The 14,252-nt window shown below is 29.3% G+C and carries 9 protein-coding genes; 2 read left to right on the top strand and 7 right to left on the bottom strand.

Annotation, left to right across the window (positions count from 1 at the left end; genetic code table 11):
* Positions 1–188: 188 nt before the first annotated feature.
* The 7 genes from ETU08_RS08170 to ETU08_RS08140 form a co-directional block, all read right to left on the bottom strand.
* Positions 189–563, bottom strand: a complete 375-nt coding sequence (locus ETU08_RS08170) for a hypothetical protein (RefSeq protein ID WP_146262538.1) — start codon at positions 561–563, stop codon at positions 189–191.
* A 7-nt stretch (positions 564–570) separates the two neighbouring features.
* On the bottom strand, positions 571–966 hold the full coding sequence (locus tag ETU08_RS08165) for a hypothetical protein (protein WP_146262537.1): 396 nt from the start codon (positions 964–966) through the stop codon (positions 571–573).
* Between the two features lie 2 nt (positions 967–968).
* Entirely contained in the window at positions 969–1,694 is a 726-nt protein-coding gene (locus tag ETU08_RS08160) for a hypothetical protein (RefSeq protein WP_146262536.1), read from the bottom strand.
* 445 nt (positions 1,695–2,139) lie between these two features.
* On the bottom strand, positions 2,140–3,411 hold the full coding sequence (locus ETU08_RS08155; RefSeq protein ID WP_146262535.1) for a BT4734/BF3469 family protein: 1,272 nt from the start codon (positions 3,409–3,411) through the stop codon (positions 2,140–2,142).
* Positions 3,412–3,656: 245 nt separating this feature from the next.
* The gene (locus ETU08_RS08150; RefSeq protein WP_146262534.1) at positions 3,657–3,938 is read right to left on the bottom strand and encodes a helix-turn-helix domain-containing protein; all 282 of its coding nucleotides are present in this window, start codon (positions 3,936–3,938) and stop codon (positions 3,657–3,659) included.
* Positions 3,939–4,033: 95 nt separating this feature from the next.
* Entirely contained in the window at positions 4,034–5,014 is a 981-nt protein-coding gene (locus ETU08_RS08145) for a hypothetical protein (protein WP_146262533.1), read from the bottom strand.
* Positions 5,011–6,285: a tyrosine-type recombinase/integrase gene (locus tag ETU08_RS08140; RefSeq protein WP_146262532.1), complete on the bottom strand. Its 1,275-nt coding sequence runs from the start codon at positions 6,283–6,285 to the stop codon at positions 5,011–5,013. Before ETU08_RS08140 ends, ETU08_RS08145 begins: the two co-directional genes overlap by 4 nt.
* Before the next feature lie 1,290 nt (positions 6,286–7,575).
* Between ETU08_RS08140 and ETU08_RS08135 the strand changes: the two genes are divergently transcribed.
* Positions 7,576–12,180 (top strand): hypothetical protein, encoded by a 4,605-nt coding sequence (locus ETU08_RS08135; protein ID WP_146262531.1) that lies wholly within the window; start codon positions 7,576–7,578, stop codon positions 12,178–12,180.
* Complete coding sequence (locus ETU08_RS08130) at positions 12,181–14,250, top strand: fibronectin type III domain-containing protein (protein WP_146262530.1); 2,070 nt, start codon at positions 12,181–12,183, stop codon at positions 14,248–14,250.
* Positions 14,251–14,252 lie beyond the last annotated feature (2 nt).

Here is a 14,252-nt window from a genome sequence, read left to right as displayed (position 1 = left end):
ACGATAAAAAATAATATAAAATAAAGTTTAGGGGATTTTTTTTGGGAAGGGATATTAAATAATTATTATTTTTTTTTTAATTTTTCGTATAAGGTTTATTGTTGGGTTTTGATTGGTTTTTTCATGGGCTTAATATTTTAAAAATAGGGGTTTTAAGGATACCTTGGTCTTGGGAGATTCTTTTAATTTCATGGATAAAACTGTATTTTAAATTCCGATGATGGATAGATTAAAACCAGCCATCCCACATTATCAAATAATTGAATATAAGCTTCATTTCCTGCACTATCTATAAACTTTGTTATCTGATAGGTATATCCATCAATAGAACTGGTACTAGTTCCTGAAATTCTTCGATAAGAGGCTTTGACTCCAACAGAATTATACCATTTAATATCGCTGTTGCTGTCAGAGTTAAATACAAAAGTGTGATTTCCTTGTTGGATAGAAGTCCATTTTCCATCTTCATAAGTAGCAAATTTTGAATAATCTAGTCTAAAGCTGTTTTGGGAATATAAAACAGCCTGAATACTTAAAAACAATAATACTAAGAGCTTTTTCATAACTATGTCAATATTTTAGCTGATTGAATAATCCTATTAATTCATAACATTTTTGTTTAGATGAAATAGGAATACCAAAACCATCACTTTTATGCCCGTTTATATCAGAAATACACTTAGAATATTTGCATTCAAAAGTCATGGAATGATTTCCGTACTGGTATTTATACTCGTAAATTATATTGACCTCTGATAATGAAAAAGAGAAATTGTCTATGTTAATTTCTTTAGTTGACTTGTCAAAATAAATAACTGGGGTATTTCCAGCGAGTTTGTCTGTTCCTGGCAAAACACCATTTTTAGAAATAAAAGTTTTGATTTTATTAATAGTCAAATCTTTGTTGCTTTGTGAGAATGAAAAATAACTCAATAAGAAAAGCAAAAACAATAATATCTTTTTCATAATCAATTATTTTTCATTTGTTGTATCATAGTATCAGTAGCCTGTTTGATAAATAGTTCCCAAGAATCAGAAGAAAAAACAGCCTCATAAGGCATATTCTTAAAAACTTGTACATTCATCTTGTTGATAGTATATTTTTGGTCAAACAATCCCCATTGTGGATAATAAGCATAAGTACATCCTCCAATACAAGGAGTGAAGAAGAAAGTATAATTTCCTGCTATTTCATTTTCTTTTAATTTAACTATCTTAAATTCTATCTTCTTGCCTGTAAAGGAAGCATCAGTATTCATTGTTTTTTCTCTTCCTTTTTTATCATAATATTTATTAGTTATGATAGTAAAATCTGAAACACTTACCAATTCAATTAGCAAATCAACGCCTGTAATGGATTGTAATTTGGAATAATCTATAGATTGGTTTTGATTGGCTACTTTTTCGAATATAGCTCTGTCTCGAACTATATAACCCTCTTTAACAAATTCTTTTTCAATGGTATTATAAGTTGAAGAAAGGGAAATGATATTACTGTTAGCTATAACAGAATTTTGTTCTGGAACTCGAATAATCACAGCAGGTTTTTTATTTTTAGACAAAAATTCTGATAATATAGGCTTTGTGTAAACATCTGGTTGTTTAGGTGTTAATTTAATAGTAGCTGTTTGTTTTGTTGATGCACAGGAGATTACTCCAAATGCAATAGACAGGATGAAGATAACTTTTTTCATGATAAAATATTTTTTATCACTCCAAACTCAAAAGTGGGATTATTGTTTTTGAAAAAAGAAGGATGTGAGTTTGTAGATTCTTATTTATCAAAAGGAGGCTCTGGTAAGCCTAACAGCATAAATAAGATAAACTCACACCCGTATTTGGATGTGAGCCTTCACTTATTTACTCTGTGCTGTTTTTGAAATTTACCAGATTTCCCTTTTGACAGAATAAAAAGCTAACAGCTTCTTTTATTTAAAATTTTCTACTCCAAATATACAATAATTTTTATTTCATTTGGAACTTTGATAAAAAAGTAATAAATTTGAAATTAATTTCAAATTTTTAAACCACCCACATATACTTCTATTCTAAAAATTCATTTTAAATCACTTTTCAGCCCTTCTGTTAGACTTTTTTTCTCACGTAATACAGTTCTGTATTTTTAAATTTTAACACCCCTTAAATCGCTTTAAAATAAGTTTCAGGGTTTTTAAGATCAATACCCATTTCTTTTAGATGGTTAGATATGCAACTTTTTTTCTTTCCTACTAAAGGCTCCATTTTGATTAGGGTTATTTTTCCAAATTCTTTTTCATCCCATTTTTCTAAAACTTTCAGTATCATTTCTCTGGTAGCTTCTTTTCTACATCTTCCCATTCTGATTCCTACTAAGGATAGTTTTTGTTCTTTGGTCAAATGTAAAGATTCATCAAAAAAGAATCGTTTAGAATTGTTAGGTGATAATTTTAACTTGTCTTTATTTTTATAGGCTTTATCTATTATTTGTTTAACTTCTTGGGCGGGTAAAGGTTCCTGCATCTTTTGTTCATTTATTGTAAAGATTTTTTTTTCTATTATATTTCTTGGTGAGTTTTTATTTAAAGCTATTAAAGTCTGAGTAATAGCTGATAGAATACTATTTCTGTTACCTTTAGGTATTTTTCCTTTAACTGGTATAAATACTTGGATATAGGATAATTTATTTTCACCTAAATCACATACTCCTTCTTCATCATATACAATGCTTATAGTAGATTTTTTTTCTTCAAGATTATCATATCTTATTTTATGATTTATGATATTTTTTCCATTATAGTTATAACCTAAAGATAAAGATTCTTCTTTATTAGTAGAATGGAATTTTTTTTCAATACTTTCTATGCTCTTTTCTTCTTTGACCTTTTCTTGAGCTACAGTAGTATTTAAGTAACTTATATCAAATACTTCTGTATTATTGTTGTAATAGGCTTCTGGGTCATAAGGCAATACTGTTATTCTGTCAATAGATATAGCTGCACTATCATAGGGACAATCTAAAGATTCTGCTATTATTTTAGTAGCTTCTTTGTAATTGTCTTTAGTCAATCCTTTTACTTTTACAATTATATGATAACCATTATTGGATAGACTTTTCCAACAGGCACATACATAAGTTTTATTAATATTTATTGTTTCGTAGTTATCTATATCAATGTATAGATATCCAGTAGGGTTATCTATGTTATCTCCTTTGATATAGTTATTAGTATAGTTAAAATTAATCGCTACACAGGGTAATTGATGTTTTTTTATTTGATCATACTCTTTTGACCCTTTACCAGATTCTCTTGCTTGTTCTATTAGGGGATATTCTTCTCTCTCTGTAGATTTTACATAGTCTACTAAGGCTTTTAAATCTGGTATTTTTTTTATTATCCTCCTATTGGTTATGGCTGGTATTATTTGAAACATAATTTTAGTTTTTTAGTGTTTTATTCTTTCGTGTTTTTACTCTCATAATTGAGATAAATTTTAAGAAAAAGGTATAATATTGGCTATATAAAGTAGCTAAGACATTATTCCTTAATTAGTTAATGTTTAATTTTGGTTTTAAAATAGAGCATAGCAAAGCCCCTCATGGTAAACTTTACCATGCTCTATAGAGTTAATAAATTGTTGATTATTTAGTCAGCGAAGCCAACTAAAAAGAATAGATATTAATTGATAGGAAGTAATGCCCTATTAATATCTGATAAAAAGTAATATACCCTATCTCCAATAGAGTGGGCTTTAATTCTTCCTTTTTTAGTCCATCTCCATAAAGTGGAGAGGTCAATGTCTAATAACTGAGCGGTTTGTTCTCTTGTCATAATTTTTTCCTGCTCTCTTTGTTCGGATAAGTCTTTTTTAATACCTTCTAATCCATTTTTAATTCCCTTATCAATCAAATTCTCCAATTCCTCTGAAGTAATTTGAATAAATTTTATTTCATTTTTCATTATAAAAAAATTTAATTTTATAATGCAAAAATGAAGGGAGAAGTGTCCCTATCTGGCATACAGAAAGTGTCTTTACTGTCTTTTTTAGAGGACAACTATTGAAATGATTGAATTACTTTGTTGTAGATAGAATTTCTCTTTTCTTTACCTCCTATAGCATCCAATGTTTTAGGTCTTTCATATTCTATTTCATATTTTTCAGAAAACCAACCTAAAAAATTTATCATTAAATAATCCTTATAAATATATTTATCGTATACCATTTTTCTATAGATAAAAGAAAAATCTCTAAAATGTTTATTCTTTTGAGTTCCTAAAATATTTTTATCTTCGAGTATATTAAATTTTTCTAACAACCTCTCAAATATTTTAAAAGCCCTAGCGGAAGTAAAAATTCTTGGTTCAGGATTTTGATTTTCTTCTATTGTTGGATTGATCTGTATATTAGTTTCTTCTAAGTCTTTAGTTGGAAATATAGTGGGATATATATCTATATACCTATCAGAAAAACGTTTATAAACACATTGATACATTGATAATAAAAAGTCTATAACTTCTATTATAACTTTATTAGGCTTTTGAGGTTCTTCAATACGAAATTCCTTAGAGCTGGTGCTTTTCCATATTCTTATTTTAGGAGGATTTTTCGTTTCTTTTAAAAATCGGACAGAACTAGCATGGATAGTTAATAAATCTTTTAATAATAATGGTTTAAGTTGGTTGTCTGTATATTTTTCTATATAATTACAGCAATATTCAAAAAAATAAGATTCATTTTCTGAGAAAGATACTAAATTGCTTTGTTCAAAATCGTAAATGTTAAAATAATCAATAAACTCAGAATAATTTAAAAAAGATTGATGAGATTCATCATCTTTATCAAAACTTTCTACTGGAATTTCATCATAATAATCTCCCTGATCATCAGAACCTAGATAAATACGGCAATGTCTCTCGATTCTAATATTATTGTCTAAAAAACTTCCATTCCCATTGACTAATATAAATTCCTCCAAAGAAAATAAGTCTCTAATATAAAAATTTTGTATAGTTGTATCATTATTAAAATAATTCATGATAATTTTTCAAAATATTCTGCCAAGGCAATGGATTGTTGAGTATTGGTTTTTCCTATATAATTCAGGAGCATTCTTTCAGTACTATGTCCTGTTGCTACCATTATTAAAGGAGTTGGAATTTCTCCAAAGAAATTACTTGCAAAAGAACGCCTACCAATATGACTGGTAACTAATTCATATTTAGGGTAATTTCCTTTAACTTTTCTTTTATTTATTTCTTTACTCCCTTTTATTTCTTCCGTAATTTCTGCATTTTTACAAACAAGTTTAATGTATTCATTATATTTTTGGTCTGATATTTTTCTTGGAAAGTTTCCATTCCTTTTTTTCAATATCTGTAAAACTTTAGGGTGTAAAGCCAAAGACATTATTTTACCTGTTTTTTGCTGAGTAAAATCTATAAAAATCATTTCTTTTTCTTTTCTCAACATTTCTTTTCTAAAATTCATGAAGTCAGAAACCCTTTGACCTGTATAACAAGAAATTATTAGCCAATCTCTAGCATTATCTAAGTATTCATGAGGTTGTTTATATTTCTCAATTTGTTCTAATTCATTAAAATTAAGATAAATTATCTCAGATTTTTCAATTTTTGAATTTATTTTTTTTAACTGAAAATGTACTTTCAATCCATTACTTTCAGCATCATAACAGATAGTTTTAATGAATTTTATATTTCGGGCTGTATAATTTTGAGCATATTTTTCATTTTGGCAAAATTTTTCAAATTCTACCTTAAAGTTATTATTTATATCCTCTATTAATAATTCTGAAATTTTATTAACCTTTTTAAATCTTTCTAATATTTTTTTAACTGCATTCGATTTAGTAGTAAGTGCCTTACTAATTCCTAATCCTTTTTGTTTTACATAGTAATCTATATATTTAACTAATTCATTAGGTATATCATTAGTAGGATTGAGCTCAATTTTAGGATTTATTATATTTTTTAACCAATCACTATTAATTTTTTCTGTCTTATTCGATTTATAACTATCCTCAATCAAATTTTTTAATTCTAATAATCTTCTATTTACTTCTTTATTTTTAATTATTTGATTTTTGACTTCTGCACTTCTTTTAATTCTACCTCTATCATCTTTTATTTCTTCCAATAAAAAACCAGTATTTGCATCCCAATTATCTTGAGTTGTGGATTCTTTAGTCTTTCCCCAAATATCTACTTTCCTACCATCAGTAAGCCTGATATGAATAGGTAATTCTCGCCCTGCTTTTGGATTCCTTAAAAGGAATTTTACTTTAACCATAAAAAATATTGAGTGATTTTTAAGTATATAAATATATAAAATTCAGATATATTGAGCAAGGAAAATCTGCACAACATTTGCACAACAATTATGCAATCTAAGTAGTTATTCAGAATAGCTTAAATAAGCATGATTAATTATAAATAAATTGATAATTAACTATTTATGAGATTTATGTATAGGATTAAATTTTATCATATTGTATAGTATTTCATCAATGCAGTCCCTTCCTCTCTGCAATCATAGTTTTACTTAAGTTTATTTATCATTGAAGTTACTAAAATCAGTAGATTATATAAGTATCAGACTTATGTGAAAACAATTTAAAGTAATTAAAGGTAAAAAATTTATCCCCTTAGGCATCCCTAAGGGGATTATTATTAATATTTGTTATATAACTTTAATATTAAAATCTCCCTTTATTAAAACAAGCTTAAACATTTATTCCGATACGGAAACCCATGTATAAAATTTATACCAAACAAACGATATAGCTCTATACTAGAACAAAGATAAATACAGTTTAAAAAATACCATAATAACGCCATATCACAAATGGGATTAGAAAAAATTAAAAAAACACCTTATCCCAAAGAAATCCCCATAAACGCTAAAAAAAATCACTAAATCCGGATTCGCTAAACTTACTAGAAAGAGAATGAAAAAACCTGACAAATTTAAAATCCCTCAAAAGATGAGCTTAATGAAAACTCATTAAACAAAAAAAAATGTTAAACCTAATATACACTAGTAAAACTAAAAAAATACCCAAAAACAAAAAAGTTATTGGCATAACTATCATTGTCAAAATAAAATTATAAGTTCCAAAAACTGTATTTAAGGAAAATATTGTAAGAATTGATGTAGCACTGTCTTTTTAGCTTTAAGTACATAGGCACAATTTAAGAAATGGGAGAGTATAAAAAATTGGTTTCATCTGCTTTAATGTGAATTCATTATTCAGTCGCTAAAATAGAAAATTAAGTTGATTCAATTACATATCGATTATTCATTATTTGAGATAATTTATAAACTTTTTATTTAAATAATAAATTCCTATCAACAAAAAATAATAAGGTGGCATTATTTATATAAATTTAAATAATTACAAATTAAAGATGATATTTTATATTTAAATATATAATAATTTTATAATTTTATTTAGTTAATTGATTAGATCATATTAAATTATATTAAATGTAAATGTTCTATGATAAACATTATTATTAATATTATTGAATTTATTTTTTAATATTATATTTGCGGCTACTATAACTAACTATTCACACTATGAAAAAAAAGATTATCTATTTAATAGCTAATTTATTATTTCTTCAATTTTTTTATGCCCAAAATCTAAATTCAAATTCTGAAGCAAAAAATACATTTTCATTAGTTGAAAAAAACGACTCATGGATAAATAATTTTTCTAGTGAGGATATACAAGAGTTGCCGGTAGGTATTAAGTATACTTTTGGGGATAAAGGAAGTAATATGCAAGCAGCATTGGGGATTATTAATGCAACTGTATATTCGGAATATGCAGAAGTAACCTTATTTGCAAGAGTTAGATTACCTCAAACTGATGCTAAGGGTAAGCCTTATGAACTATTTTTTGGAGCAGATAAAGTTAAAATTTCACATGATGGTGGAATTATGGGAGATGTTAAATTAGTTCTTTTAGGAGATATTAATATACCCTTTACTGGTAATAAATGGTTAATTAATTTAAGAGGTGGATTAGATTATAAAAAAGGATATATACAAGGACTTACTTATTTAACAGTTAACTGTGATGGTATTAAAGAATTAGGAGTATCTGGAACCGTTGAATTTTCTAGAGATCTTATTTTGCCCATAGAGTCTAATGGTGAGGTAGATGAAAATAAAAAAGAAATTACAATATCACAAACTAATGAATTAGGAACCTATAAAAAATCTGTACCTAATAGGGTAAAAGGAGAATTTCAAACGGTTGTTTCTGATTGGAACGATATGCTATTGGAAGTAAGTATTCAACCTTTCGTATTGAAAGAAAAAAGAAATAAATATAATTATGATGGAAATTTTCAATTCTATGTGAATAGAGCCGTTTTAGATTTAAGTGATGTTAGAAATAGTCCTTCAGTTAAATTTCCAGATTACTACTATAACAATAATTTACTTATCCCAAGTACAAATTCTTGGAGAGGTGTCTATGTTGAAACTGTAGAAGTGAGAATGCCAAAAGAATTTATGACTACTCAAACGGTAAAGGATAAAAAAAGGGTAGCGTTTGGCTCTCATAATCTCATTATTGATAATTACGGAGTTTCAGGAGATTTTTATGCAGATAATCTTATACCGCTCAAAGAAGGTATAACTAATAAAGAAAAAGCCTGGGCTTATTCAGTAGATCATATAGGGATTAATTTAGCCGCTAACTCATTAGTAGGGGCAGAATTTAATGGAAAGATACTATTGCCAGTTTCTAAGCAAGAAAAAGATTCAAGTAAAGTAAGCTTATCATATGTAGGAATAATTTCACAAAAAGAATACCTTATTTCAGTTAAGAATGATACAATTGTAGATTTTAGCATATGGAAAGCCAAAGGTCATTTAGAGCCCAATAGTTATGTAGAATTGAAAGTAAAAGAAGGAGAATTTAGACCCAAGGCAGTACTTCATGGAGATTTAGTTATTAAAGAGTTAAAAGAAAATTCTAATAAAGAAAAAATTAGCTTTGAGGGAATTGTTTTCCAGAATCTTCAGTTGCAGACAGAGGCACCTTTGTTTGCAGTTGATTATATGGGGTATAAGCATATAGGAGATAGAAAATTTATGAATTTCCCTATAACAATTTCTGAAATGGGAATAACAACAAATAAGGATGAAGCAAACCTATACTTTGGTATTCGAATAAATTTAATGGGAGATACACAGAAGAGTGAATTTTCAGGATTCACAAGACTTTCAATCTTAGGTGAATTTGAAGAATATAACAGAAAGCAGAAATGGAGTTTTAAAGGAATCGAAGTAGGGACTATTGCATTAAAAGCAGATATGGGAGCGCTTAAATTGACTGGAAATTTAGAAATTATGGAGAATGATAGGATTTATGGAGATGGTTTTAAGTCTTCTTTACAGGCAACCTTTGGAAGTTTTGGTCCTATAACAAGCAATGCTATTTTCGGAAGTACAAGTTACCGATATTGGATGGTTGACGCTGCAATAGAAAATTTAAATTTAGGAGTAGGCGCAATTAATTTATCAGGTTTTGCCGGAGGAGCTTCCTATAAAATGAAAAGGAGCGTAGATAACACAACTTCTTTAGATTCAGGACTAACCTATATCCCTGATGAAAATATTGGATTAGGTGTTAAAGCAGCAGTAGCCTTAAACATAGCATCTAAGAAAGCAATACAAGGAAGTGCAGGTTTTGAAATATTATTTAATAATAATGGAGGTGTAAAAGAAATTGGTTTTTATGGAAGTGCCAGCGCAATGAATTTCGATAAATATGATTATAAACTATCCAAATTAAAGTCTAATCTCCACACCCTAGTGAAAGATAAAACAGGAATTAGCAAAGTCGAAAATTCAAAAATTGTTAATCAAATGGTAGGTAATCAAAAAATAAGGAATCTTTTAGATATAGCTAAAAATGATTATCCTAATGACGATAAAAGTTCTTCGAGTATCCAAATCAAATTCGGAATGCAGCAAGATTTTGTTAATAACACATTCCACGCAGAGTTGGAAACTTATGTAAATGTTGCAGGAATGTTAACGGGTAGAGGATCCAACCATAGAGCTGGACTAGGAGTAATGCATATTTCTCCTAACGAATGGTATGCTTATTTAGGAAGGCCAAGTGATAGGTTAGGAATTAAATTAGGGGTGGGTCCGGTTTCAATTAATACGGGTGGATATTTAATGATAGGAGACCGTTTAGAAGAAAGTCCTCCCCCTCCTCCAATGGTATCACGTATTTTAGGGACTGATACAGAACGTCTCCGCTATATGAGAGATGAGAATGCTTTGTCTTTAGGGAGAGGATTTGCTTTCGGAACAGATTTTAGTTTAGATACAGGCGATATGCGTTTTTTAGCTTTCTATGCAAGATTTGTAGCAGGAGGAGGCTTTGATATTATGCTTCGAGATTATGGAGATGCACAGTGTATAAATACAGGAAAACAAGCAGGGATTAATGGATGGTATGCTAACGGTCAGGCTTATGCCTATTTACAAGGAGAATTAGGAATTCGAATAAAGCTATTCTTTATTAAGAAAAAAATACCAATTATAAAAGCGGGTGCTGCGGCTCTATTTCAAGCAAAGGCCCCTAACCCAGTTTGGATGCGGGGTTATTTAGGAGGACAATATAATCTTTTAGGAGGACTAATTAAAGGAAAATTTAGGTTTAAAATAACTTTAGGAGAAGATTGCGAATTTGCAGAGAAATATCCTATTGGTGGGATTAAAATGATTGCAGATTTATCCCCTGATAACAATAGTGAAACGGATGTATTTGCAATACCTCAAGCAACATTTGCAATGAAAGTTGGTGAAGAATTGTTGATTCCCGAAGAAGATGGAGATAAAACCTATAAAATATTTTTAGATCAATTTAAAGTATTTAATGCAGGTCAAGAAATAGAAGGGAAAATTGAGTGGAGTGATTATAAAGATAAAGTAAATTTTATCTCTAAAGAAATTTTACCTCCCAATACATTGCTTACTGCTAAAGTGCAGGTAAGTTTCATGGAGAAAAAAAATGGAATATTTCAGCCTTTGATCGTAGATGGAAAAAAAGCGGTAGAAATGGAGGAAAGAACTTTCACTACAGGGGGAGCTCCGGAGATAATACCTTTACAAAATATACAGTATTCATACCCTGTTATTGACCAGAAATATTTTTTTACGGACGAATATAAACAAGGGTACATACAATTAAAACGAGGACAAAGCTATTTGTTTGACGACAAACAATGGCAAAGTACTTTACGATTAGTGGATAGCGAGGGAAATCAGCTTAAAACTGATTTTGAATATATGGTAGGAGATAATAGAATTAATTATACGCTGCCCAAGATGAAACAATCACAAACTTATCAATTCCTCTTAGTAAGTAATCTTAAAAAATCTTCCAAAAATGCGAATGAAAAAGAGGTTGTTTACAAGCAAGAAAGTATGGAAGATGAAGATAATACGGTAGAGATTAAACAAAATCAGGCAGAAAGTAAATCTAAAGAAGGAGAAATTGAAAGGCTGTCTTATAAATTTTCAACTTCTCAATACAAAACTTTGAAAAGTAAAATAAATTCTTTAACGGTTACTTCATACAACTGGGATAAAATTTATTCAGATGTTATCTATCTAACGAACAAAATTAAAGATCACGAAAATTTTGATTGGGTTGAATTAACAGGTAGTGAGTATACAGAAAATATTCCAACACTATTGGCAGAAGCAATACTAGAAGACGAATATTATAAAAAAGACATTTATCCATACCTGTATCAAGGATATCCATTAGCGAATAAATATTTTATAAAAAATAGAGATACTCATGAATTAGGGGTTCCTCCCTCCAAGTCTCTACCTATTTATAGCGATTATCTTACCTATATAGAGTATGGCATTAATTCCGAATGGACCAGAAGTACTTTTCCTTATAAATATAACCTACCTTATCAATATAAATTGGACTGGGTAGATTTATTGGGACAGATAGTGAATGATTATGTAGATGGAAAATTACCGGAAAATAGCTCTATACTAAACCTAATGAAGGCAGACTATAAATTTATTAGAGAAGGAAATTACCGAATAATTCTTAAATACAGGCTTCCAGGAGGAATTTTAGGAACTCAAGAAACTATCAACTTTAAAAATAGAATAAAGTCTAACTAAATGAAAAAAATTATCTTTTCAATTCTAGCTATATTGTCTGTAATATTAATTTCTGCTCAAGAAAAGAAAGAAGCATCCTTACGAATGATAGTTCGAGAGCAATCCGATCAGATTTTGTTACGATGGGCAGTAGATCAGCCTATGGCTTGGCAAAAAGCCAATGAGTTTGGTTATATTTTAGAAAAATATCTTTTCTCGAAAGAGGGTAAAATTCTATCAAAACCTAAGTTTATTCAGGAGAAATTAATAAAAGCAGAGCCATTATCTAGTTGGGAGAAAATGGTTATGGAAGATGATAATGCAGCCATAATTGCACAAGGACTATACGGAGAAAGCTTTTTAGTAGAAGCAGGAAGTAGCGGTAAATTAGCAGATATAGTTAACCTTTCAGAAGAACTAGAGCAAAGGTATTCCTTTAGTTTACTTGCTGCGGATATGAATTTTGCGGCTGCAGTAAAAGCCGGGTGGGGTTATATAGATAAAGAAATAAAAAAAGGAGAAGTATATATTTATAAAATTAAGACCGCAGTTCCTGAAGATGTGGCTAGAATAAAAGGAAATTCAGTAATTGGTAATCCTTCCAATTATCATCCCTTACCAGCCCCAACGGATATTGCAATCCTAGGGCAAGACAAAAGCGTACTACTTACTTGGGAATATCAAATGTATAAAGATATATACACCACATACAATATTCAAAAATCCGAAGATGGAATAAATTTTAAAGATTTAAGTGAAACACCTTTGGTCAATGTCTACGATACGTCTGATTCGCCCGCAAAAAGAATGTATTATATAGATACCTTGGCACAAAACGATCGAAAATATTATTACAGAGTGTATGGTATATCTCCATTCGGAGAAAAAGGCGAAAATTCTAAAATAGTTTCGGGTTCCGGTGTATCAAGTTTACAAAATACTCCGGCAATAACCAGCTATGAGTTTACCACAAACGAAAATGAAGCTGTTATAGAATGGGAATTCCCCAAAGAATCTGAGAAGGATATTGAAAAATTTCAATTAAATAGATCCTCTACCGATCAAGGACCCTATATAGTAATTGCAGATAACATTCCGGTATATCAGAGAAAAATAACCTATTCAGATTTACAACCCACCAATTATCTAACTATTACGGCGGTGGGAAAAGCACCTAATCAGAAAGCTACTTCCTATTCCACCTTCATACAACCCATAGATTCTATTCCCCCGGTTTCTCCCATTGGTCTAAAAGGAACGATTGATAGTTTAGGAGTAGTAAAAATAACCTGGGAACCTAATCAAGAAAAAGATGTATTAGGATATAGAATATTTAGGGCAAATATAGAAGGTGAAGAATTTTCTCAAATTACCGTATCACCCATCAAAGAAAATTTGTTTATAGATTCCGTACAAGTAGCTTCCCTAAATCCTAAAGTATATTATCGATTGGTGGCTGTTGACCAACGATTTAATAATTCAGATTATTCAGAAACCTTAGTTGTTGAAAAACCTAAACTAATTCCTCCGACATCCCCTGTTTTCAGTTCGTATAAAATAGAAGATGGAAAGGTAAACCTTAGCTGGATTACTCCTACAGAAGACGGAATAACCCTATTGTTAGAAAGAAGAAAAGAAGAAGAAATAAACTGGGATATAATTTTTCAGACTAAAGATACACTGCAAAATTTCATAGATGAAAAAGCACAACCAAATAAACAATATGTATATAGATTAAAAGCAGTAAACAACCAAAAATTAGAAGCGGTTTCGCCTGAACTAACTTTGAAGGTTATCAATCTTTTACCGGAAAACATAATAAATGAAATTACCCCAATAGTAAATAGGGAGAAAAAGTACATTGAACTATTTTGGAGTATAGAAAATAATAAAAAAGTGGAAATAGTAGAATTTACCCTATATAAAAAAGACGAAGCTACAGAACCTACTACCTGGAAAGTGTTACCCGGAAAATTTACACGAGTAGTAGATACACAAATATATCCAGGGAAAACTTATACTTATTATATAAGAGCCATTTTATCCAATGGAGCATTTTCTAACGTAAAAACAATTGAAATAACTTACTAACT

Source organism: Apibacter muscae, assembly GCF_007845635.1.
GTDB classification, from domain to species: Bacteria; Bacteroidota; Bacteroidia; order Flavobacteriales; family Weeksellaceae; genus Apibacter; species Apibacter muscae.
Note: the sequence above shows the minus strand (reverse complement) of the source record. Positions and strands in the feature narration are given on the sequence as shown.

Excerpts from the sequence above, each read along its gene's own strand:
- ETU08_RS08130 (WP_146262530.1), top strand. The coding sequence starts at position 12,181 with ATGAAAAAAATTATCTTTTCAATTCTAGCTATATTGTCTGTAATATTA.
- ETU08_RS08170 (WP_146262538.1), bottom strand. The coding sequence starts at position 563 with ATGAAAAAGCTCTTAGTATTATTGTTTTTAAGTATTCAGGCTGTTTTA.
- ETU08_RS08135 (WP_146262531.1), top strand. The coding sequence starts at position 7,576 with ATGAAAAAAAAGATTATCTATTTAATAGCTAATTTATTATTTCTTCAA.
- ETU08_RS08145 (WP_146262533.1), bottom strand. The coding sequence starts at position 5,014 with ATGAATTATTTTAATAATGATACAACTATACAAAATTTTTATATTAGA.
- ETU08_RS08155 (WP_146262535.1), bottom strand. The coding sequence starts at position 3,411 with ATGTTTCAAATAATACCAGCCATAACCAATAGGAGGATAATAAAAAAA.
- ETU08_RS08150 (WP_146262534.1), bottom strand. The coding sequence starts at position 3,938 with ATGAAAAATGAAATAAAATTTATTCAAATTACTTCAGAGGAATTGGAG.
- ETU08_RS08160 (WP_146262536.1), bottom strand. The coding sequence starts at position 1,694 with ATGAAAAAAGTTATCTTCATCCTGTCTATTGCATTTGGAGTAATCTCC.
- ETU08_RS08165 (WP_146262537.1), bottom strand. The coding sequence starts at position 966 with ATGAAAAAGATATTATTGTTTTTGCTTTTCTTATTGAGTTATTTTTCA.
- ETU08_RS08140 (WP_146262532.1), bottom strand. The coding sequence starts at position 6,285 with ATGGTTAAAGTAAAATTCCTTTTAAGGAATCCAAAAGCAGGGCGAGAA.